This window comes from Beggiatoa leptomitoformis (genome assembly GCF_001305575.3).
GTDB classification, from domain to species: Bacteria; Pseudomonadota; Gammaproteobacteria; order Beggiatoales; family Beggiatoaceae; genus Beggiatoa; species Beggiatoa leptomitoformis.
Window position 1 is genome coordinate 2,313,969 of sequence record NZ_CP012373.2, and the last position, 23,091, is coordinate 2,337,059.

Below are 23,091 nucleotides of genomic sequence, written 5' to 3' on the forward strand. Positions count from 1 at the left end.
GCATTAACCGCCACAACCGCCAATAGTCACTTTTACTTCCTTCTTTGCAGAAAAAAGTTTGCCATCAGACTCAACAATCGCAACCACGTCACCCGTCCCACCCATTTTAATACGAGTAGAAACAAAGCCTTCCATTCCAGCACTCAACGAAAACTTAGCGACTAAAGGCACAGGGTTTTTAGGCGCGATTAACGTAATAGAGGTCAAATTAGGTAGTTTAGTTATAACTTGAACGGGGACAACCGCGCCATTTTCTGCAATATCAGGGGCTTTAACTTCAATATCCGCACTCTCGACAACCTCGCTCTGATTGAACAAGGCTTTAATAATATCGGTTGTTTCTTTCGCCGCGAATGCGGGTTTAATCGCAGCAGACCATTCAGCCATGCCTGTTTGCGGAAGGACGCTTGCACCAACGAGCGCGACACCGCTTGCTAAAGAGCCTTGTAAAAAGGTTCTACGATTTGCCATAAAGCTATCCTCCAAAAATATCGATAAACCGTCCGCTTCCCTTAATGCTATCAAAAAAAATTATATAGAAAGCAATAAATACTTGACCTTACACAAACTGTAAATAGTCAGTTTAACCTGTGAAAGATATATCATACTTAAACCGAATTTTAAACCTTATCTTTAACCCGAAAGGGATAACATATTGTTATACATAATGCTTAATTGCATTAAGCTACATTAATAATTAGTTATAAAAGCATTTACTTAAAAAAAAGTTGTTTCCACCAGCGATGGCGATTGGCTGTAGGTCGTGTATTATCTAGCAAGGATTCAGGTGGGATTTTACTCAATAGCCAACGGGGAAAAACAGGTTTGTGATTGACCCCACAACCAGAACCTAGCTGATGCGGGTCAAATACTTTAATCATCGCAGGATTTTCCACATTATCCGCATAAATTAAACCGCAAAAATCATAATCATGCTCATGACGTAATAAACTATCTAATTCATCAATAAATAATTGTAAATTTAGTGCATTAGTAGGTTGTTGTGGGACTGCACCACCTACAAAATAAACATACCAGCCTTCAGGACTTGCTTGTACTTTTTCCCATAACGCATCTAACTGTGTCCAACGTAAAATCCCAGAAAAACGACCTTTATAATGCTGTTCAAAGGCAATCATGATAATTCTCTTATAACATTGATTAATAAAGAACATATTAGTAAAATTTCTAATCATATTAAGATAATATACCAATCAATTACATTATTATTTACTGATATACCGATAACTTTTTTGAATTAATAAATATTCTGATAACGTATTTATCTGAATCAGAATTCGCTAAATTTCCAGAATTAACCGCGTTTTAACCCTAAATATTCTGATTTATATAGTAAATATCTACAAGGATTTATAATATGGCGTTAAAAAAGATAATCACTATCGCTTTAATAGCTGGGGGAATCGCTTGGGGAGTCTCCATTATGCGTAATCCTTATCGAACCGCGTTACCATTTGGAACGACAGATTTATCGTCGATTCAAACACAATTGGATAGATTACCAGAAGACGACCGTGCATTAGTCATTGGTTATGTGGAACGAAGTAATGGAGATGTATTACCTGCTGCTTTTGCCGACCCTGACATGCCATTTACCGCACGCACAGTGAGTGAAGCTATTGAATTACAAAAAAAATTCCTAGTACAAGAAGCGCAACGAGAAAGTGATTTGCGTAAGCGAATGGATATTAAAGACAAAGCCCTTGAGCCATTGCGTGCTGCATTGTCAATTCAATTGATAAAGCGTGAAATTGTCGCACGTGAAGACTCCGCATTTGCACCCAACCCCGCAGGATATCTACAAGACAATTTGCCTAAACATGCTACACGACCTATTAATCCAGCTAATAAAAAAGAGCAGATATTAGTAACAACTTATCGCTTAAAAAATACTTCTGATAACACGATTGAAGCCATTAAAGCCAATGTGACTATTTATAAAGCCCATCGCAAATTGATAGATTTTAGTTTAAGTTTAGATGGTTGTTATCTCGCTGGTCTTCCACAAGATAAACCATTAGTTCCACAAGAAAGCATTGTTTTTCAATGTGGCAATGTAAACAAACCTGTTACCCCTGAGAATCGGGCTTATGTTGATATGTCAGAAAATGAATTGGTTGTTGAATGGTATCCCAATTGGATTCGGTTTATTGATGGAAAAGAATTGCAGTTTAAAGAGTAGTTTAGATTGTTTACAAAGACTAACGTAGGGTGCATTAAGGACAGATGTCCGTATAGCTAACGCAACTTAAAAAGCAGCTTAATGTAGGGTGGAATAGCGTAGCGTATTCCACCCTACAATAATCATTTTGAAGTGCGTTAGCTATAGTAAACACACTATAAAAACGATGCGGAGAATTAGCGGTCCTGTCAGGACTGCTAATCCTAAATTCAAATCACTTTATGGTGCGTTTGCTATATACCATAACGACGGATTTTATAAGTTACTCAAAAAAAAGTCCCGTTAGAATAAATCTAACGGGACTTTTAATCTTCAGAATTCCTTATTAAACATCTTAAGTTTCTGAAGTATTTTCTGTATTTGTTGTCGCTTCAGGGCTAACGGTTGTGCTACCTAAGCCTTGCGCTTTGCGCCGTTGTGCACGACGTTCTTCATGATACGCCAAGCCTGTTCCCGCAGGAATTAAACGCCCTACAATCACATTTTCCTTTAAGCCACGTAAATCATCGTACTTGCCGCTAACTGAGGCTTCCGTCAATACGCGCGTAGTTTCTTGGAAAGAGGCGGCAGAAATAAAGGATTCTGTTGCCAATGAGGCTTTGGTAATCCCTAATAACATGGGTTCCCAAGTTGATAATGCCTTATCTTCTACACGAACACGTTCATTTTCTTCATATAACTTCGCACGTTCAATCTGTTCACCCTTGAGTAAACGGGTATCGCCGGGGTCAATAATGGATACTTTACGCAACATTTGACGCACGATAACTTCGATGTGCTTATCATTAATTTTTACGCCTTGTAAACGGTAAACTTCCTGCACTTCGTTGACAATGTAACGGGCTAATTCAGCCACGCCAAGCAGACGTAAAATATCATGTGGATTAGGTGCGCCGTCAACTAACGTTTCACCCTTTTCTACATGCTCCCCTTCGAACACGTTGACATGTCGCCACTTTGGAATGGGAATTTCATATTGTTGCCCATCTTTAGAGGTGATGATTAAACGTTGTTTCGTCTTGGTATCTTTACCAAAACTAACGGTACCGCTGTATTCTGCCAAAACAGAGGGTTCTTTAGGAATACGCGCTTCAAACAAGTCCGCGACACGTGGCAAGCCCCCTGTAATATCACGGGTTTTTGAGGACTCTTGCGGTAACCGAGCAATAACATCGCCAACATTCACTGCTTGCCCATCTTCTACCGTAATAATTGCGCGGGGTGGCAAGAAATATGTTGCGGGAATTTGAGTGCCGATGATGTTTAAATCTTGCCCATCCTCGCTCACTAATTTCACCATTGGACGCATATCTTTTGCGTTGGACGGACGTTGTTTCGGGTCAGTCACTACAATACTGGTTAAACCCGTGTATTCGTCAGTTTGACGGTTCACGGTTACCCCTTCAATCACATCTGTAAAATTAATTTTCCCTTTTACTTCAGTGATAATTGGGTGGGTATGGGGGTCCCAACTGGCGACTAATTGTCCTGCTTCCACAGGATCACCATCACGAATAGTGAACACCGCACCGTAAGGCACTTTGTAGCGTTCACGCTCGCGTCCATTATCGTCTTGTATGGCTAACTCACCTGACCGAGAAACGGCAACAACTCGCGCGACTCCTTCAGCGTTTTGTTGCTCAACGGTTTTGATGTTGTGAAGTTTCGCAATCCCTTTCGCCTTCACTTCAATATTGTTGATGGCAACAGCTCGAGAAGCAGCCCCCCCAATATGGAAGGTACGCATGGTGAGCTGTGTACCGGGTTCACCAATAGATTGTGCGGCAATAACGCCAACCGCTTCGCCCATATTGACAAGATGCCCACGCCCTAAATCACGTCCATAGCAATGGGCGCAAATACCATAACGGGCTTCGCAACTGATGGCGGAACGAACTTTAACGCGGTCTATCCCTAAAGCGTCGAGTTTTTCTACCCAAGTTTCGTCTAAGAGCGTGCCACGTTTGACGACGGCTTCTTCTTGTTCAGGAACAAAAATATCTTCAGCAACAATCCGTCCTAATACCCGTTCACGCAAGGGTTCGACTACATCGCCCCCTTCAATTAATGGGGTCATTTCTAAACCATTATGTGTGCCACAGTCTTTTTCTAAAATCACTAAGTCTTGTGCAACATCCACTAAACGACGGGTTAAGTAACCTGAGTTTGCAGTTTTTAACGCGGTATCTGCTAAGCCTTTCCGCGCGCCGTGAGTGGAGATAAAGTATTGTAAAACATCCAAACCTTCACGGAAGTTTGCCGTAATGGGCGTTTCAATGATAGAGCCGTCAGGCTTTGCCATTAACCCCCGCATCCCAGCTAATTGCCGAATCTGCGCGGCAGAACCCCGCGCCCCAGAGTCCGCCATCATATAGATGGAGTTGAAAGAACGTTGCAGTTTTACTTTGCTTGTATCTTTATCTACAACAATATTGCCGTCTAAGTCTTTAACGGGTTCGTCTGCCAACTTGGTCATCATGGCTTTTGCCAATTTGTCATTGGTACGTGACCAAATATCGATAACTTTGTTGTAACGTTCACCATCAGTGATTAAACCTGAGGCATATTGGTTTTGAATTTCTGTTACTTCTCTTTCTGCGGACGAAATAATTCCCGGTTTTTCATCAGGAATGACCATGTCTTTAATCCCAATGGAAATCCCCGCACGGGTTGCAAAAGAAAATCCCGTGTACATCAAACGGTCAGCAAAAACAACGGTATCTTTTAAGCCAACACGGCGATAGCTGGTATTAATCAGTTTAGAAATCGCTTTTTTGCTTAAGTCGCAATCAACAACAGAGAAGGGCAAGCCTTCAGGGATGATTTCAGATAATAAGGCACGTCCGACCGTCGTTTTACGCAACACCGTTCTTTCTACGCGCGCGCCTTTTTCATCAAAGAGGACTTCTTTAATCCGCACTTGAATTTCGGCTTGTAAAGCAACGACTCGATTTTCATAGGCACGATGCACTTCATCAACGTCGGCGAATTTCATACCTTCACCCAGCGCATTCACACGCAAGCGGGTCATATAGTACAAGCCTAGTACCACGTCCTGTGAAGGAACAATAATAGGTTCACCATTCGCAGGTGATAAGACGTTGTTAGAAGACATCATTAAAGCACGTGCTTCTAATTGTGCCTCAATGGATAAGGGAACATGGACGGCCATTTGGTCGCCGTCGAAGTCGGCATTAAAGGCGGTACATACCAGCGGATGCAGTTGAATCGCTTTCCCTTCAATCAAAACAGGCTCAAAGGCTTGAATCCCTAAACGGTGCAGGGTTGGTGCGCGGTTGAGTAATACAGGATGTTCACGAATGACTTCTTCTAATACATCCCACACTTCAGGGCCTTCGCGCTCCACCATTTTCTTAGCGGCTTTAATCGTTGTCGCTAAACCACGCAATTCTAATTTGCCGAAGACAAAAGGCTTGAAGAGTTCCAACGCCATTTTTTTCGGCAACCCGCATTGATGCAGGCGCAGGGTAGGGCCGACCACGATAACGGAACGACCAGAGTAGTCGACGCGTTTACCGAGTAAGTTTTGACGGAAACGCCCTTGTTTCCCTTTAATCATGTCAGCAAGGGATTTTAAAGGCAGTTTGTTCGTGCCTGTAATCGCGCGCCCACGCCGTCCGTTGTCTAACAGTGCGTCGACGGCTTCTTGTAACATGCGTTTTTCGTTACGCACGATAATGTCAGGCGCGTTTAAGTCGAGCAGCCGTTTTAAACGGTTGTTACGGTTAATAACACGACGATATAAATCGTTTAAGTCAGAAGTCGCAAAACGCCCACCATCTAAGGGAACTAAAGGACGTAATTCAGGTGGTAACACGGGTAAGACTTTTAAAACCATCCATTCAGGGCGGTTGCCTGAGTGTAGGAAGGATTCAATCAGTTTTAAGCGTTTGTTGAGCTTTTTGATTTTGGTATCGGAGTTTGTGCCATTAATTTCTTCGCGTAAGCGGTTGACTTCTCCCGCTAAATCTAGGGTACGAAGTAATTCATAAATGGCTTCCGCACCCATGCGTGCGTCAAATTCGTCGCCATGTTCTTCTAAGGCATCTAAATATTGCTCTTCTGTCAGTAATTGACCGCGTTCTAAAGAGGTTAAACCGGGTTCAATAACAACGTAGGCTTCAAAATAGAGAATACGTTCAATGTCACGCAGAGTTAAGTCTAAAATCAAGCCCATGCGAGAGGGTAAAGATTTTAAGTACCAAATATGCGCGACAGGGCTGGCTAATTCGATGTGTCCCATGCGTTCGCGACGGACTTTGGCTTGGGTAACTTCCACGCCGCATTTTTCGCAAACAACACCACGATGTTTTAAGCGTTTGTATTTGCCGCATAAGCATTCGTAATCTTTGACAGGTCCGAAGATTTTTGCGCAAAACAATCCATCCCGCTCAGGTTTAAATGTGCGGTAGTTGATGGTTTCTGGTTTTTTGACTTCCCCATAAGACCAAGAGCGAATTTTCTCGGGGGAGGCTAGACCGATACAAATGCGGTCAAATTCTTCTATATGCCCTTGGCTGTTCAACAAATTCATTAAATCTTTCAAGGTCGTTCTCCGCTTGCAGAATTCTGGAGGTGGGCGGTGTGCTGTCATTTATGCAGTCTTTTTTGACTATAAATCCGCACAAAACCGCCCATGATTCATAAACGTACCGTATTCGTACTAATTGTTTTGCTCTAACTCCATATCAATTCCCAATGAGCGAATTTCCTTCACTAATACATTAAAGGACTCTGGCATCCCCGCTTCCATACGGTGGTCGCCATCAACGATGTTTTTGTACATCTTTGTCCGTCCATTTACGTCGTCTGATTTGACGGTCAGCATTTCTTGCAAGGTGTAGGCCGCACCATAGGCTTCCAACGCCCAGACTTCCATTTCCCCGAAACGTTGTCCCCCGAATTGGGCTTTACCGCCTAAAGGTTGTTGGGTAACAAGGCTGTAAGGCCCTGTAGAACGGGCGTGCATCTTGTCATCAACTAAGTGGTTGAGTTTGAGCATGTACATGTAGCCGACGGTGACTTCACGTTCAAAGGCTTCGCCTGTCCGTCCGTCATACAGCACGGTTTGTCCTGTTATGGGCAGGTTTGCCAGTTCTAACATGGCTTGAATTTCATTTTCGCTTGCCCCGTCGAAAACAGGGGTTGCGGTGGGTACGCCTTTACGAAGATTTTTCGCTAATTCAATAATTTCATCATCGGTAAATGACGCTAAATCTTCTGTCTTACCACCTGTCGTATTATAGACTTTGTGTAAGAATTCGCGGATTTCTGCAACGGTCGCGCGTTGATGGGCTTTTAACATATTGTCAATGCGTTCACCAATGCCTTTTGCTGCCCAGCCTAAGTGGGTTTCTAACACCTGTCCAATGTTCATCCGTGACGGCACACCCAGTGGGTTTAAGACGATGTCCACAGGACGACCATCTTTCCGATAGGGCATGTCTTCAACGGGGACAATCATGGAGACAACCCCTTTATTGCCATGGCGACCTGCCATCTTGTCACCCGGTTGTACCCGACGTTTCACTGCAAGATAAACTTTCACCATTTTTAGGACACCGGGGGCAAGGTCATCACCGGCCGCGAGCTTTTTGCGTTTTTCTTCAAACGCTTCGTCGGCACGCTTCCGTTCTTGTTCCAGAATGTCTTTAGATAGTTCCAGTTGTTCTTGTACAGCGGGTTCTTGCAGGTTGATTTCAAACCATTGTTCACGATTCAGCGTAATTAGGTATTCTTTGCTGATGGGTTTATGAGAATCTAGACCTTTAGGTCCGCTGATTGCTTTGTGCCCAATCAGAATTTTTTCTAACCGTTGATAAGTATCATCTTCCAGAATACGGAACTTATCGCGTAAGTCTTTGCGAACCTTTTCTAATTCTGAGTGGTCAATCTGTTTGGCGCGTTCGTCTTTTTCCACGCTGTCACGGGTAAAGACTTGTACATCAATGACCGTGCCATAAGTTCCTGAAGAAACACGTAATGAGGTGTCTTTTACATCGGAGGCTTTTTCGCCAAAGATAGCACGTAACAGTTTTTCTTCTGGGGTGAGTTGCGTTTCGCCTTTAGGCGTTACTTTACCAACCAGAATATCGCCGGGACGGACTTCTGCACCAATATAAACAATCCCCGAAGCGTCCAGCTTATTCAGCGCAGCCTCGCTGACGTTGGGAATATCAGAGGTGATTTCCTCTGGTCCTAGTTTGGTATCTCGCGCCATACAACTCAATTCTACAATGTGAATTGAGGTGAAACGGTCTTCTTCAACCACCCGTTCGGAAATGAGAATCGAGTCTTCAAAGTTGTATCCATTCCAAGGCATGAAGGCAACGAGCATGTTTTGTCCTAAGGCTAATTCCCCCATGTCGGTGGAAGGACCATCGGCTAACACATCACCTTTTGCAATTATATCGCCCGGTTTGACTAAAGGACGTTGATTAATACATGTATTTTGGTTAGAGCGCACGTATTTAGTGAAGTTGTAAATATCAACCCCTGCTTCACCGGGTTCTGTTTCACCGTCGTTTACTCGCACCACAACACGCGCCGCGTCAACAGAGTCAACAATACCACCGCGTTCTGCTGCAACAGCAACCCCCGAGTCAATCGCAACCGTGCGTTCAATGCCTGTGCCAACTAGCGGTTTTTCTGCCCGTAAGGTAGGAACTGCTTGACGTTGCATGTTAGAACCCATTAACGCACGGTTTGCGTCATCGTGTTCTAAGAAGGGAATTAAGGCCGCAGCAACGGAAACAATTTGCATGGGCGATACGTCCATGTATTGCACACTGTCTTTTAAAACTAAGGTAAATTCGTTTTTGTGTCTGGCGGTTACATGTTCTTCAATAAATCGCCCTTCTGCATCCAGCGTAGAATTTGCTTGCGCAATGACGAAGTTACCTTCTTCAATCGCAGAGAGGTAATCTACCTTATTGGTAACTTTGCCATCCTCCACACGACGATAAGGTGTTTCTAAAAAGCCGTATTCATTTGTACGGGCAAACACGGAAAGGGAATTAATCAAACCGATGTTTGGCCCTTCAGGGGTTTCAATTGGACACACACGCCCATAATGCGTAGGATGCACGTCGCGGACTTCAAAGCCTGCGCGTTCACGAGTCAACCCGCCCGGCCCTAAGGCGGAAACACGGCGTTTATGCGTGACTTCGGACAATGGATTATTTTGATCCATGAATTGGGAGAGTTGGCTAGAACCAAAAAACTCACGAATGGCCGCAGAAACAGGTTTCGCGTTAATAAGTTCTTGCGGCATCATATTTTCTGATTCCGCTAAGGATAAACGTTCTTTTACCGCCCGTTCAACGCGCACTAAACCAATACGGAATTGATTTTCTGCCATTTCCCCAACGCTACGAATGCGACGATTGCCTAAATGGTCAATGTCATCAACCGTACCGTTGCCATTACGAATATCAATCAACGTGCGTAAAACCGCTAAGATGTCATCTGTGGATAACACGCCTGAGCCGATTAATTCATCACGTCCAACACGGCGGTTAAATTTCATCCGTCCAACAGCGGATAAATCATAACGGTCTTCAGAGAAAAATAGACTCTGGAATAGCGTCTCTGCGGATTCTGCTGTAGGCGGTTCACCAGGACGCATCATGCGATAAATTTCGTAATGCGCTTCTAAGGGGGTTGTTGCCGTATCTAATCGCAAGGTATCAGAGAGGTAAGGACCACGGTCTAAGTCGTTAATATACAGGGTGTTAAACTTACGAATTTGATGCTCACGTAATAAGCGAATAATATCAGCCGTGATTTCCTCATTTGCTTTGATAATGAGTTTACCATCACTGCCATTAATATCATGGGCAATCACTTTGCCAAATAGGTAATCATCAGGAACAGGCAAGGAGGTAATATTGGCTTTTTCTAGTTGTTTAATGTGTTTTGCAGTAATACGTCGGCCTGTTTCAACCACCAGTTGCCCTTCGGTGTCACGAATGTCAAAACTGGCTAATTCACCTCGTAACCGATCGGCAACAAGGGCAAAAGAAAACTGGTCTTTGTCTGTGCTATAACTGAAGTTATTAGTTTCAAAAAACATTTCTAGCATTTGTTGGTTGTTAAACCCTAACGCACGCAACAAAATACTAACAGGCAACTTACGTCGTCTGTCAATTCGCACAAAAATACAATCTTTGTGGTCAAACTCAAAATCTAGCCATGAACCACGATAAGGAATCACCCGTGCTGCATACAGGAACTTACCTGATGAGTGTGTTTTTCCCTTGTCATGGTCAAAAAATACACCTGGAGAACGGTGTAATTGGGACACAATCACCCGCTCAGTGCCATTAATGACAAACGTGCCATTATTGGTCATTAGTGGCAGTTCGCCCATGTAAACTTCTTGTTCTTTAATATCTTTAATGCTGCGGGTTTTGGTATCTTTCGCTTCCTTGTCGTATAACATCAAACGGACTTTAACCCGTAAAGAAGCAGCAAATGTCATTCCGCGCACTTGACATTCTTTCACATCAAACAATGGTTTACCTAAACGGTAACTGACATATTCTAACGCGGCATTACCCGAGTAACTAACTATGGGAAATACAGATTTAAAGGCAGCATGTAATCCGATACTGGTTCTTTGCTCAGGAAGGGTGTCTTTCTGGAGGAAAGTGCGGTAGGATTCAAGCTGGATGGCAAGCAGATAAGGAATATCCAATATCTTTGGCAGTTTACCGAAGCTCTTGCGGATGCGCTTTTTCTCAGTGAAAGAGTAAGTCATGGGGACTCCCGGTTGACCATAAGAATGATGAAAAGATTCAATTGAATCACCTCATCAAAATGATAGGCTAGCACTAACAGAAAAAGGCCGGTAACGTAAGGGTCACCAGCCGTTTATTTTATCACGACGTAGCAAATAGTCTGTACGCCTTCACAAGCGAAAACTGCCAATCAATATTACTTGATATCGACAGCTGCGCCGGCTTCTTCAAGTTCTTTCTTAATTTTTGCGGCTTCATCTTTAGAGACCGCTTCTTTAACTGTAGCGGGTACGGCTTCAACGAGGTCTTTCGCTTCTTTCAGACCCAAACCAGTAATACCACGAATGGTTTTGATCACGCCGACTTTGTTGGCTCCGAAACTGGTCATGATGACGTTGAATTCGGTTTGTTCTTCAGCAACAGGCGCAGCAGCAGCGGCTGTTGGTGCAGCAACTGCAACAGCAGCGGCAGCGGAAACACCAAACTTCTCTTCCATTGCTTTGATTAAATCAACAACTTCCATCACTGTCATGTTGGAAATAGTTTCTAAAATATCGTCCTTAGATACGGCCATTGTAAACTCCTAAAACTATACTCTACAAAAAGAGAACAGTATTGAATAATAAAGTAAATTGATAAACTTAAGCGGCTTCTTTGCTGTCGCGTATCGCTGCAACTGTACGCACCATTTTGGCGTGAGGCTCTGCCAAGGTACGGACAAATTTGGTAATCGGGGCTTGCATGACTGACATGAGGCTGGCAATGGCTTCGTCGCGTGTGGGGAGTTTTGCAACTTTATCTAAATCTTCTGCCCCAAACAATTGCCCACCAATTGCAACTCCTTTAACTACCATTTTTTGGTTAGTTTTCAGGAAATCTCTGAACACTCTTGCAGGTGCGCCGGGGTCTTCACCAGAAAGTGCAAGGATAACGGGTCCTTTTAGCACTTCTTGAATACATTTGAGTGAAGTTCCTTCAACAGCGCGACGTGCTAACGTGTTTTTAATGACGCGGACATAGACATCAGCCTTGCGTGCGTCAACACGTAATTTAGTGAGTTCAGCGACAGTCATACCACGATATTCAGCGACAACGGCGGAATGTGCTTTAACAGCAACTTCAGATACTTCCGCGATGATGGCTTGCTTATCTTCAAGCTTAAGCGGCATTGCTTAATCTCCTGGTTTGGTTTTTTATCTTCAATTTCTAACCTAAAAAGTAGGTTAAAAACTGAACATACCAGCAAAAACCTAATGGAATTTGCCGTCTGCGTAGGTTTTATTAAGTCGGATGACACCTACGGTCTTTGACGGCCACTGACTTGGATTTATTCAGCAGCCGAAAGCCTGTTACTTATTGGACAGTGTTTACTAGTGTATTTTGATCAATGAGTAATCCAGGACCCATTGTGCTGGAAACGGTAATCCGTTTCACATAGACACCTTTTGCGGTACTGGGTTTAATCTTATTTAAATCATTTAACAGTGCTTGTAAATTTTCTTTTAATGCATTGCCATCAAAAGAAACTTTACCAATGGTGCAATGGATAATGCCTGCTTTGTCTGTACGGTAACGCACTTGACCTGCTTTGGCGTTTTTAACAGCACCCGCAACATCAGGGGTAACTGTACCTACTTTAGGGTTGGGCATTAATCCACGTGGACCTAAAATTTGTCCTAATTGTCCAACGACGCGCATTGCATCAGGAGAAGCAATGACAACATCAAAATCCATCACGCCACCCTTAATTTGTGCAGCTAAATCATCGAACCCAACAATGTCAGCACCTGCGGCACGCGCGGCATCAGCAGCAGCACCTTGAGCGAACACAGCAACACGCACGGTGTTACCTGTTCCGTTAGGCAGAACAGTAGAGCTACGAACAACTTGGTCTGATTTACGGGGGTCAACACCTAAGTTAACGCTCACATCAACAGACTCAACAAACTTTACAGGGGGTAAAGATTTTAAAAAATCAAAAGCATCTAGCACAGCATATTGCTTGCCAGGTTGCAATTTTTCTTGAATTGCTTTTTGTCTTTTAGATAGCTTTGCCATGTTTATACCCCTTCCGTCTCAATACCCATACTGCGCGCACTACCCGCAATGGTGCGGACAGCTGCATCCAAATCAGCCGCAGTTAAGTCAGGCATCTTCAACTTGGCAATGTCTTCTAACTGTTGACGTGTTACTTTACCAACCTTATCTGTGTGTGGTGTTTTACTACCGCTCTTGATACCTGCCGCTTTCTTCAATAACACGGAAGCGGGTGGTGTCTTCAGAATAAAGGTAAAGGAACGATCACTATAAGCAGTAATCACCACAGGGGTTGGCATTCCTGCTTCTAAATGTTGGGTCTGTGCATTAAACTCTTTACAGAACGCCATAATATTCAAACCGTGTTGTCCTAAAGCAGGACCAACGGGAGGGCTTGGATTTGCCTGACCTGCTTTTACTTGCAGTTTAATATAGGCTTGGACTTTCTTTGCCATGAATAAAGCTCCTTGGGTATTAACGCTACAAACATAGCTCCCCAAATTTAAGAGGTAAAAAACACAAACGGGCTACAATCCCATTTGTTCAACAATTAATTTTCTTTTTCAACTTGACTGAATTCTAATTCAACAGGTGTAGAGCGTCCAAAAATTAATACGGCAACTCGCAACCTATTTTTTTCATAATTAACTTCTTCTACAACGCCATTGAAATCATTAAAAGGTCCATCGATAACACGCACAACTTCGCCTGTTTCAAACAGTACTTTCGGACGCGGTTTTTCTGCACCTTCTAAAACCCGTTGTAGAATAACAGTCACTTCTTTTTCTTTAAGTGGTGCAGGATGTTCCTGTGTTCCACCAATAAATCCAACAACTCGAGCAGTGTCTTTAACTAAATGCCACAACTCGTTACGCAATTCTTTTCGTTGCACGACATCGTCAATATCCTCTCGTTCCATGTCCATTTGGACGAGTACATAACCAGGATAGAGTTTGCGCTCAACGGTTCGTTTTTGTCCTTCACGTATTTCTGTAACAGACTCACTAGGAACTAATACATTGAGTTTGTTATTCTCATCACGCCCAAAACAATTTTTTAATTCGGGGTGCGCGCGCTCTACACGTTCTTCTAACGAACGTTTTGCTGCTTTCTCAAAATTAGAGTGAGCATGTACGACATACCAACGCATTGCCACGCGTTAGCCCCCCTGTCCAGTTAATAGGCGTACAATCCAAAACAGGGTTGCATCTAATATCCAGACAAACAAGGCAACAACAACGACCATCAGTAATACAATCCCAGTTGTTTGCACAGTTTCTTGATTACTAGGCCAAACAACCTTACGGACTTCTACGTGTGCTTCACGCAAAAAGTTCCAGACAAAACGACCTTTTTCTGTCTTAGAGGCAATAAACACCGCTACACCAACGGCAACCAGTACCAGTGCTACACGTATAGCGAAAAGTTGCCCTTCCAGCAGATGGAACATGACCACACTCGCTAGAATTAAAGCAACGGCAACACCCCATTTAATAATGTCGGATTTATCAGACGCGGGCGCATCCATATTTGTATTCATGTGCATCCTAAATACAATTGATTGGAAATAATGGCAGGCCAGGAGGGAATCGAACCCCCAACCTGCGGTTTTGGAGACCGCCGCTCTGCCAATTGAGCTACTGGCCTAAATTTGGCAAGCACAATCACTGCTGATTGTGCCAAAAGAGATATGCTTACTCGATAACTTTAGTAACAACACCAGCACCAACAGTACGACCACCTTCACGAATTGCGAAGCGTAAACCTTCGGTCATTGCAATTGGGTTGATTAACTTTACAACTAACTTCACGTTGTCACCAGGCATGACCATTTCCACGCCTTCTGGTAAATCACACGCGCCTGTTACGTCCGTTGTACGGAAGTAAAACTGGGGGCGATAGCCATTGAAGAAAGGTGTGTGACGACCACCCTCTTCTTTACCTAAAATATAAACTTCTGTTTCAAAATGTGTGTGTGGGGTAATCGTACCCGGTTTTGCCAAGACTTGTCCACGTTCCACGTCATCACGTTTAGTTCCACGTAATAACACACCCACGTTGTCCCCTGCGACACCTTCATCTAACAGTTTGCGGAACATTTCCACACCTGTGCAGGTTGTTTTGGTGGTAGGACGAATTCCTACGATTTCCACTTCCTCGCCAACCTTGACTTTACCTTGTTCAATACGACCGGTCACAACTGTACCGCGACCAGAAATAGAGAACACATCTTCAATAGGCATTAAGAAAGGCTTGCTGATTTCACGAACGGGTTCAGGAATGTATCTATCCATTTCGGCGACGAGTTTGTAAATCGCACTCACACCGATATCGCTAGCATCCCCTTCTAACGCTTTTAATGCAGAACCAATCACGACAGGTGTATCATCACCTGGGAACTGATACTTGTCTAATAATTCACGCACTTCCATTTCAACGAGCTCTAATAATTCCGCATCGTCAACCATATCAGCTTTATTCATAAACACAACAATGTAAGGCACGCCAACTTGACGGGCTAACAGGATGTGTTCACGGGTTTGAGGCATAGGACCATCGGCAGCAGAGACGACAAGAATTGCGCCGTCCATTTGTGCTGCACCCGTAATCATGTTTTTTACATAGTCAGCATGACCTGGGCAGTCAACATGTGCGTAATGACGAGCTTCTGATTGGTATTCAACGTGAGCTGTCGCAATAGTGATACCGCGCGCACGCTCTTCAGGTGCTTTGTCGATTTGGTCATAGGCTTTGAATTCGCCACCGAATTTTTCCGCCATGCACTTAGTTAATGCCGCTGTCAGGGTGGTTTTACCGTGGTCAACGTGTCCGATTGTACCTACGTTTACATGCGGTTTAGTGCGTTCAAATTTTGCCTTGGACATCGGTTCTATTCCTTCAACTCAACAAAGCGGATGTTTATAGCGATCAGTTTTTACTGGAGCCCATAACCGGATTTGAACCGGTGACCTCTTCCTTACCAAGGAAGTGCTCTACCGACTGAGCTATATGGGCAAATATTTGTTTGGAGCGGGTGATGGGAATCGAACCCACGCTATCAGCTTGGAAGGCTGAAGTTCTACCATTGAACTACACCCGCTTTACTTAATACATGGGACTACACGACTACCTTAAGACCTACACCGTATTAAATTCTGAATTGGTGGAGAGGGAAGGATTCGAACCTTCGAAGGCTGAGCCGGCAGATTTACAGTCTGCTCCCTTTAACCGCTCGGGAACCTCTCCCCTAAAAGAATGCACATTATAAGTATGAGTTTTTAAAAAAGCAAGCATCATTTACTATTTTTTGTAGTGATGTGCCAAATCATTCTCACCATGTCATTCATCAAGGCGTGCATTCTATGCTAATAGCCAGTTCTGAATCAACATAATTTGTTCATCTATCATTAATGCAGGTGCATGTCCTGCATCTGCAATTGTCACAACTTTTGTTTGTGGATGAATTTCTTGCATTTTCATGATGGTATCTGTGAATAATAGGTCTGAGTGGCATCCATGGATAATTAGCACTGGACAGATGACAGTCTGCCAATAAGCCCATAAATCAACATCTTCCACAGGTTTATCCATTATTTGTAGTGCTTTAGCTATGGCTACATCATATTTAAATTGGTAGCCACTCGGCGTATCGGGACAGGCACTATTCAGTGTTAATTTACGCCATTGAGCATCAGTTAATTGTCCAAAAGGTGCATGAACAGTACGTATATAGGTTTCAAACGCTTCTAGAGTGTCAAAATGTGCAGGACGAATTTTTAAGTATTGAATAATCCGTTCCAATGCAGATTTGGAAATAAATGCGCCAATATCATTTAATATCAAGTGTTGAATGGGTGAGTTTGGCAAGCTCGCGATAAACATACCGATTAGTCCACCCATTGATGTACCTAACCAATCAACTTGTTTAATCTCCAATGTTTGAAGTAAACACAGCATATCCATAACATATTGTGGATAAGTGTAATGTTCGGGTTGCGTTAGCCACTCACTATCACCACGTCCAACAACATCGGGGCAAAGTACACGGTAATGTACAGATAATTTCTCTGCAATCTCGTCAAAATCGCGCCCATTTCGGGTCAATCCATGTACGCAGACTAAGACCTTAGGATTTTGTGTATCACCCCATTCATGGTATGCCATGCGGTGCGTCCCTTGAGGGTGGGGACAAGTGACAAATTGTGTTTGCATTCCATGTTCCTTTTGATGTATTTAACTAACCTACGTTTAGTATCCTTTAGGTAAAACCGATAGTTATAACCAAGAGTATTCTTTGCATGTTGTGTTTTGCTATCAAACTTAGATTAATTACCAGAACCCAACAATATTTTTTGCCAAACGCTGGTTAATCAGGGTCATTCCAATAAACGATGTAATTCATACAGCAAGTCTAAGGCTTGTTTAGGCGTTAAATTGTCCAGTACAACGTTTTGTAATTTGACCAACACGGGATGAATTGGTGTTAGTGACGCAGGCGAGACTAAATTTAATTCTGTTTGTTGCGCCCCTGCATGATATTGTTGTGATTCCAAATGTTTTAAACGAATACGTGCTTGTTTTACTACATTCTTTGGTACACCCGCCAATAGTGCAACTTGTAAACCATAGCTTTTATTTGCAGGCCCTTCTTTAACACGGTGCATAAAAATCAGCTTATCTTCTTGTTCTATGGCATCTAAATGAACATTGATAACCCCATGACAAGATTCTGGTAGCCGTGTAAGTTCAAAATAATGCGTTGCAAATAGCGTATAAGCACCGACTTGTTTGGCTAAATACTCTGCACATGCCCACGCAAGCGATAAACCATCAAAGGTACTCGTACCACGCCCAATTTCATCCATTAAAACTAAACTATTACGAGTTGCGTTATGTAAAATATTCGCTGTTTCAGTCATTTCCACCATAAACGTGGAGCGTCCACCCGCTAAATCGTCACTCGCACCAATCCGTGTAAAAATACCATCAATAGGACCGATAATGGCTTCTTGTGCAGGAACAAGACTACCAATGTGCGCCAATAACACAATCAGTGCGGTCTGCCGCATTAAAACAGACTTCCCACCCATGTTTGGCCCTGTAATAATTAACATACGTCTTTTATTATCAAGAATAATATCATTTGGCATAAAGGGTGAGTCTAAAACAACCTCAACAACAGGATGTCGTCCTTCACTGATATGAATTCCCGCCTGATTACTAAAGGTTGGCGGATAATACTTCAATGTATCCGCTCGCTCTGCAAAATTATTTAATACATCAATTTCAGCCAATGCCGCGACACTGCTTTGTAATGCTAATAAGGCTTGTAACAATGTATCAAGCAATTGTTCATACAAATATTTTTCACGATTTAATGCACGTTCTCGCGCACTCAGTACTTTATCTTCAAAATGCTTTAATTCTTCCGTAATATACCGTTCAACCCCTTTCAGCGTTTGTCGACGGGTATAATGCGTAGGTACTTTTTCTGCGTGAGTGCGACTGAGTTCAATGTAATAACCATGTACACGGTTATAACCCACTTTTAAATTATTTAATCCCGTCTGTTGCCGTTCACGCGCTTCTAAATCCAATAAATACTGCTGGCTGTTATCGCTTAAATTGCGTAACTCATCCAATTCCGCATCAAAACCATTCGCAATCACCCCGCCATCCCGAATCAACAACGGTGGCGTTTCTATCAACGCACGGCACAATAAATCTTGTAACTCGGGAAAAACACCCACTTGTTGTGCCAACATTTGCAAATGAGGATGAGATAACTCTATCAGTAAACCCTGCAAATTAGGCAACAAACTCAGTGCATTGCGCAACTGCATTAAATCACGAGGGCGAGCAGACTTTAACGCAACTCGTGCCAAAATACGCTCAATATCACCAATACCACGCAAACATTGATACAACGCATCTACACAACGCTGTTGTAATAACATGCCAATGCTTTGATGACGATGTTGTAACACACTAATATCACGCAAAGGACGATGTAACCAACGACGTAACAAACGGCTACCCATCGGGGTGGCACACTGATCTAAAATCTGTATTAAGGTATAGTCTTGTTTCCCCACAGCTAAACGACTATCTAGCTCCAAATTACGGCGTGTTGCCGCATCTAATAAAATACTGTCCTCACGCCGTTCCCATGTCAGCCCTTGAATGTGTGGCAAAGCTGTTTTTTGCGTATCACGTGCATATTGCAACAAACACCCCGCCGCCCCAATTGCAACCGTCAACTGCTCACAACCAAAACCCGCTAAATCTTTCGTACCAAACTGTTGCAACAACAAATGTCGTGCCGCTTCCGTGTCGAAATACCATGCAGGCTGTTTACGTATTGGCAATTTTGGAAAAGACAAACCCCCCACATCACTCAACAACAACTCTGCAGGAGCTAATCGTTCTAACTCACTATTCAGCGCGTTTGCATCAGCTACTTCCAACACAGCAAAACGCCCACTAGACAAATCTAACGTTGCAATTCCAAAGGATTTATCAACCTGATGAATGGCAACCAATAAATTATCCTGTCGCTCCTGTAACAAAGCCTCATCTGTCAACGTTCCGGGAGTAATAATGCGCGTCACCTGCCGTTCAACAGGCCCTTTACTTGTCGCAGGGTCGCCAACTTGCTCGCAAATGACGGCTGATTCCCCTAAACGTACCAACTTTGCTAAATAGTTCTCAATGGCATGATACGGCACACCCGCCATCGCAATATCTTGCCCTGCCGTTTTACCGCGTGCAGTTAAAGCAATATCCAATAATTTCGCTGCTTTTTTAGCATCATCAAAAAATAACTCATAAAAATCGCCCATGCGATAAAACAACAAAATATCAGGATATTCAGCCTTAATGCGCAAATACTGCTGCATCATCGGTGTGTGGTCAGCAAAATCAGTCATAAATTTAATATATTCAATTATTAAGATTCATTATTTCTAAAGATGCAAATAAATCTGCACCTCTCGTTGCATACCAAGATTGGTTGGTAGATAGGCACTCATTGTAAAACAGAATTCCTATGAAAACCTGCTTTCTGTCCAGAGTCGACAAATCATCTTCGCGCATTTCACCCAATTGTCATTTTTACACCAACAATTTTTACAAAAGATTACCGTTTATCCTCATAATATTATCTTTTAAGGATTCAGTTGATTTTCCCATAGCAAACACTACGTATTATAAGGATAATTGCTTATACTGTTTTATAAAAATTTCAGCTATTAACTATACACAAATTGCTGAGAATTACCGCTTAACCGAACATTTTCTACAACTGCGTATGAAACTTGCATTTACTTGTCTAAACAACTTTTTTGTTGTTAAATGTGTTCATGTGTTGTAGATAAGCTAGTATTGTATCTTTAATGATACAAACAGCCGTTAAGCTATGGAGAAATAGAATGATGTCCGATGATTCCGACCCAGACCCAACTATCTTGTTGGAAGCCGTCAATACAATCGCCAAAACTGCTGGCGAGCATATTATGACGGTTTATGAAAAAACCGATTTTAATGTTGTCCAAAAGGCGGATAAATCGCCTCTAACTGAAGCCGACATGGCAGCGCACAACGTGATTGTCAAAGGCTTACAACAACTAACGCCAGATATTCCCGTCCTATCTGAAGAATCCGCACGAATCCCCTTTCAAGAACGCGAAAAATGGCAAACCTATTGGCTGGTTGACCCCTTAGATGGCACGCGCGAGTTTATTAAACGCAATGGCGAATTTACGGTTAATATCGCCCTGATTCACAAACATCACCCCATGTTAGGTGTGGTTTATGTCCCTGTTACAAAAGTACTATATTACGCGATACACCAACTAGGTGCGTACAAACAACAAGATGGACAACCCCCTCAACGGATTTTTGCCCGTCGTCGTGCTGACCGTTTAACAGTTGCTGGTAGTCGCTCACATGGGGATGAACACTTCCAACGCTTTGTTAAAATGCTTGGCGAAGTGGACGTATTAAGTATTGGCAGCTCTTTAAAATCTTGCTTAATTGCTGAAGGTAAAGTTGATGTTTATCCGCGTTTTGGACCAACTTCCGAATGGGATACAGCAGCAGCTCAATGTATTGTAGAACAAGCTGGTGGATACTTAACCGATGTCTATTTACAACCTTTACGCTATAACACCAAAGAATCCCTGTTAAACCCGAATTTCTTAGTTTTTGGCGATGCAAGCCAAGCATGGTCACACTATCTTGCCCAAGCCGTTTAAATACTGGCTTATGACCATGACGTGATGAAAGCTGATAATTGAGAAGCTCTGTTACTATAATAGATTGTTTTCAATCATCAACTTTCAATAAATGTCTCAACAGAAAACCTTCAAGCCCCAATGGGATACTTGAAGGTTTTTTTATTTCCCTCTCAACTTGACAATTTATTATGCAACCTACTGATACTCAAAATACAATAGATACCATCATTACGTACCACAACCAAACCAAACACCAACCAGAACAATATGCCGCAGGACCTGACTTTATGGATTGGATTCATCAACCCAATCCCTTTCGTACCTTTACAGGCGCGCCCCGCATAGAATTGCCCCTATGTGCAGACCAAATAACCACACTTTATACTGAACTTTATCAAGCAGATATAACACCTAAACCACTTAATAAAAATAATATTGCCACCTTACTTGAACTGTCCTTAGGCTTATCTGCATGGAAACAATACGGCAATGACCAATGGTCACTGCGCTGCAATCCTTCCAGTGGTAACTTGCACCCCACAGAAGGCTACGTATTTTTACCACCACTCACCGACCTACCTGCGGGGGTCTATCACTACAACAGCCATGACCACGCCTTAGAACAACGTGCTGAAATTGTGCAGATGCAACATGCGGATTTTCAACAGTCCCTACCATCGGACTGTTTTTTGCTGGGACTAAGCTCGATTACATGGCGAGAAGCATGGAAATACGGAGAAAGAGCCTTTCGCTACTGCCAACATGATATTGGACATGCATTAGGCGCAATCACCTATGCCGCCCGTAGTTTAGGGTGGGACGCACAAATTTTAATAAACTGGTCAGATGATGATATTGCGCAACTCTTTGGATTAAATCACAAAGACAGTTTTGCACAAGCAGAAAAAGAAGTTCCTGAAGTCGTACTATGTATTAAGACACAATTTGTACCAAATTTGCAACAAATTGATGCAAAACTACTACATAACCTATTAAAAAACCAACAATGGTTTGGTCAAGCTAATATTTTATCAAAGAAAAAGCAATTTCAATGGGATATCATCGATGTTGCGGTTAAAGCCACAGAAAAACCACAAACCACAGAAATAATCTGGCGCGCCTCTTTAAATACACCGCTGTTGCCACTAGATTGTTGCAGTGCAACAACGAATACTGTCATCCGTCAACGCCGTAGCGCGCAACAATTTGATGGAACAGGCGTACTGAATAAAAATGCGTTTTTTCGTATTTTAGACAGCCTGTTACCTCGTAAATCGGGATTTCCGTTTACCGTTTTGCCACAAATGCCTGCCATTAATTTGGTATTGTTTGTGCATAGAGTAACCGATATGAGCAGTGGGTTATATATCCTAATAAGACAACAGGATATTTTAGAAACCTTACAAGCCAAGATGCGCGCAGAATTCCAATGGGAAAAGCCCGCTGACTGTCCGTCTCACTTACCGTTATACCGTTTAGTTAGCGCAAATGCGCGAAAATTTGCGCGTTCCCTTTCTTGTCACCAAGACATTGCCGCCGATAGTGCCTTTAGTTTAGGCATGATTGCAGATTTTTCAGCCCGTTTAGAAAAAGGCGCGTGGCAATACCGTCGGTTATTTTGGGAAGCTGGTTTAATCGGACAAGTTTTATATTTAGAAGCAGAAGCCGCAGGCTATCGCGGTACAGGGATTGGCTGTTATTTTGATGATGCAATGCACAACACATTAGGACTCAGTGACTTAACTTATCAAAGTCTCTACCATTTTACGATAGGCAAAGCGTTAGAAGACCATCGCTTAAATACATTAGAACCGTATGCCCATCTAAAAAATCATGTGTAATGACAAAAGCA

General features: G+C 42.9%; 16 protein-coding genes and 4 tRNA genes. 3 read left to right on the forward strand and 17 right to left on the reverse strand.

Going from position 1 to position 23,091, the window contains the following annotated elements; genetic code table 11:
* Positions 1 to 3: 3 nt before the first annotated feature.
* Positions 4 to 471 (reverse strand): thiosulfate oxidation carrier protein SoxY, encoded by a 468-nt coding sequence (gene soxY, locus AL038_RS09635; protein WP_062152279.1) that lies wholly within the window; start codon positions 469 to 471, stop codon positions 4 to 6.
* A 242-nt stretch (positions 472 to 713) separates the two neighbouring features.
* The gene (locus tag AL038_RS09640) at positions 714 to 1,139 is read right to left on the reverse strand and encodes a hypothetical protein (protein WP_062152281.1); all 426 of its coding nucleotides are present in this window, start codon (positions 1,137 to 1,139) and stop codon (positions 714 to 716) included.
* A 305-nt stretch (positions 1,140 to 1,444) separates the two neighbouring features.
* Between AL038_RS09640 and AL038_RS09645 the strand changes: the two genes are divergently transcribed.
* Entirely contained in the window at positions 1,445 to 2,203 is a 759-nt protein-coding gene (locus tag AL038_RS09645; protein ID WP_145917087.1) for a hypothetical protein, read from the forward strand.
* A 334-nt stretch (positions 2,204 to 2,537) separates the two neighbouring features.
* Here the strand turns inward: AL038_RS09645 and rpoC are convergent, their stop codons facing one another.
* From rpoC to mutS, 15 genes are all read right to left on the reverse strand, one after another.
* Positions 2,538 to 6,770, reverse strand: a complete 4,233-nt coding sequence (gene rpoC, locus AL038_RS09650; protein WP_062152285.1) for a DNA-directed RNA polymerase subunit beta' — start codon at positions 6,768 to 6,770, stop codon at positions 2,538 to 2,540.
* A 117-nt stretch (positions 6,771 to 6,887) separates the two neighbouring features.
* A complete protein-coding gene (rpoB, locus tag AL038_RS09655; protein WP_062152287.1) occupies positions 6,888 to 10,985 on the reverse strand; it encodes a DNA-directed RNA polymerase subunit beta in 4,098 nt (1,365 codons plus the stop codon).
* A 176-nt stretch (positions 10,986 to 11,161) separates the two neighbouring features.
* Complete coding sequence (gene rplL / locus AL038_RS09660) at positions 11,162 to 11,539, reverse strand: 50S ribosomal protein L7/L12 (RefSeq protein ID WP_062152288.1); 378 nt, start codon at positions 11,537 to 11,539, stop codon at positions 11,162 to 11,164.
* Positions 11,540 to 11,606: 67 nt separating this feature from the next.
* On the reverse strand, positions 11,607 to 12,134 hold the full coding sequence (gene rplJ / locus AL038_RS09665; protein ID WP_062152290.1) for a 50S ribosomal protein L10: 528 nt from the start codon (positions 12,132 to 12,134) through the stop codon (positions 11,607 to 11,609).
* A gap of 184 nt (positions 12,135 to 12,318) precedes the next feature.
* Positions 12,319 to 13,023, reverse strand: a complete 705-nt coding sequence (gene rplA, locus AL038_RS09670) for a 50S ribosomal protein L1 (protein ID WP_062152292.1) — start codon at positions 13,021 to 13,023, stop codon at positions 12,319 to 12,321.
* 2 nt (positions 13,024 to 13,025) lie between these two features.
* The gene (gene rplK / locus AL038_RS09675; protein WP_062152294.1) at positions 13,026 to 13,457 is read right to left on the reverse strand and encodes a 50S ribosomal protein L11; all 432 of its coding nucleotides are present in this window, start codon (positions 13,455 to 13,457) and stop codon (positions 13,026 to 13,028) included.
* Positions 13,458 to 13,552: 95 nt separating this feature from the next.
* Complete coding sequence (gene nusG, locus AL038_RS09680) at positions 13,553 to 14,158, reverse strand: transcription termination/antitermination protein NusG (protein ID WP_062152295.1); 606 nt, start codon at positions 14,156 to 14,158, stop codon at positions 13,553 to 13,555.
* A 3-nt stretch (positions 14,159 to 14,161) separates the two neighbouring features.
* Positions 14,162 to 14,542, reverse strand: coding sequence for a preprotein translocase subunit SecE (gene secE, locus AL038_RS09685; RefSeq protein WP_062152297.1), 381 nt, complete (start codon positions 14,540 to 14,542; stop codon positions 14,162 to 14,164).
* Positions 14,543 to 14,573: 31 nt separating this feature from the next.
* Positions 14,574 to 14,649: transfer RNA gene (locus AL038_RS09690), tRNA-Trp, on the reverse strand.
* Between the two features lie 47 nt (positions 14,650 to 14,696).
* Positions 14,697 to 15,887, reverse strand: a complete 1,191-nt coding sequence (gene tuf / locus AL038_RS09695) for an elongation factor Tu (RefSeq protein WP_062152299.1) — start codon at positions 15,885 to 15,887, stop codon at positions 14,697 to 14,699.
* A 54-nt stretch (positions 15,888 to 15,941) separates the two neighbouring features.
* Positions 15,942 to 16,017: transfer RNA gene (locus AL038_RS09700), tRNA-Thr, on the reverse strand.
* 11 nt (positions 16,018 to 16,028) lie between these two features.
* A tRNA-Gly gene (locus AL038_RS09705) sits at positions 16,029 to 16,102 on the reverse strand.
* A 61-nt stretch (positions 16,103 to 16,163) separates the two neighbouring features.
* Positions 16,164 to 16,248, reverse strand: a tRNA-Tyr gene (locus tag AL038_RS09710).
* Between the two features lie 114 nt (positions 16,249 to 16,362).
* Positions 16,363 to 17,214 (reverse strand): alpha/beta fold hydrolase, encoded by an 852-nt coding sequence (locus tag AL038_RS09715; RefSeq protein WP_062152300.1) that lies wholly within the window; start codon positions 17,212 to 17,214, stop codon positions 16,363 to 16,365.
* Between the two features lie 164 nt (positions 17,215 to 17,378).
* On the reverse strand, positions 17,379 to 19,931 hold the full coding sequence (gene mutS, locus AL038_RS09720) for a DNA mismatch repair protein MutS (RefSeq protein ID WP_062152302.1): 2,553 nt from the start codon (positions 19,929 to 19,931) through the stop codon (positions 17,379 to 17,381).
* A 501-nt stretch (positions 19,932 to 20,432) separates the two neighbouring features.
* Here mutS and cysQ point away from each other — a divergent pair.
* Positions 20,433 to 21,257, forward strand: coding sequence for a 3'(2'),5'-bisphosphate nucleotidase CysQ (gene cysQ, locus AL038_RS09725; RefSeq protein WP_349701075.1), 825 nt, complete (start codon positions 20,433 to 20,435; stop codon positions 21,255 to 21,257).
* A 170-nt stretch (positions 21,258 to 21,427) separates the two neighbouring features.
* Complete coding sequence (locus AL038_RS09730) at positions 21,428 to 23,080, forward strand: SagB/ThcOx family dehydrogenase (RefSeq protein WP_062152304.1); 1,653 nt, start codon at positions 21,428 to 21,430, stop codon at positions 23,078 to 23,080.
* Positions 23,081 to 23,091: the final 11 nt, after the last annotated feature.

What these genes read in the sequence shown, in the direction of transcription:
- rplK (WP_062152294.1), bottom strand. Translation starts at nt 13,457, where the DNA reads ATGGCAAAGAAAGTCCAAGCCTATATTAAACTGCAAGTAAAAGCAGGT.
- tuf (WP_062152299.1), bottom strand. Translation starts at nt 15,887, where the DNA reads ATGTCCAAGGCAAAATTTGAACGCACTAAACCGCATGTAAACGTAGGT.
- rpoB (WP_062152287.1), bottom strand. Translation starts at nt 10,985, where the DNA reads ATGACTTACTCTTTCACTGAGAAAAAGCGCATCCGCAAGAGCTTCGGT.
- rplA (WP_062152292.1), bottom strand. Translation starts at nt 13,023, where the DNA reads ATGGCAAAGCTATCTAAAAGACAAAAAGCAATTCAAGAAAAATTGCAA.
- soxY (WP_062152279.1), bottom strand. Translation starts at nt 471, where the DNA reads ATGGCAAATCGTAGAACCTTTTTACAAGGCTCTTTAGCAAGCGGTGTC.
- AL038_RS09640 (WP_062152281.1), bottom strand. Translation starts at nt 1,139, where the DNA reads ATGATTGCCTTTGAACAGCATTATAAAGGTCGTTTTTCTGGGATTTTA.
- AL038_RS09645 (WP_145917087.1), top strand. Translation starts at nt 1,445, where the DNA reads ATGCGTAATCCTTATCGAACCGCGTTACCATTTGGAACGACAGATTTA.
- rplL (WP_062152288.1), bottom strand. Translation starts at nt 11,539, where the DNA reads ATGGCCGTATCTAAGGACGATATTTTAGAAACTATTTCCAACATGACA.
- mutS (WP_062152302.1), bottom strand. Translation starts at nt 19,931, where the DNA reads ATGACTGATTTTGCTGACCACACACCGATGATGCAGCAGTATTTGCGC.
- AL038_RS09730 (WP_062152304.1), top strand. Translation starts at nt 21,428, where the DNA reads ATGCAACCTACTGATACTCAAAATACAATAGATACCATCATTACGTAC.
- rplJ (WP_062152290.1), bottom strand. Translation starts at nt 12,134, where the DNA reads ATGCCGCTTAAGCTTGAAGATAAGCAAGCCATCATCGCGGAAGTATCT.
- secE (WP_062152297.1), bottom strand. Translation starts at nt 14,542, where the DNA reads ATGAATACAAATATGGATGCGCCCGCGTCTGATAAATCCGACATTATT.
- cysQ (WP_349701075.1), top strand. Translation starts at nt 20,433, where the DNA reads ATGATGTCCGATGATTCCGACCCAGACCCAACTATCTTGTTGGAAGCC.
- AL038_RS09715 (WP_062152300.1), bottom strand. Translation starts at nt 17,214, where the DNA reads ATGCAAACACAATTTGTCACTTGTCCCCACCCTCAAGGGACGCACCGC.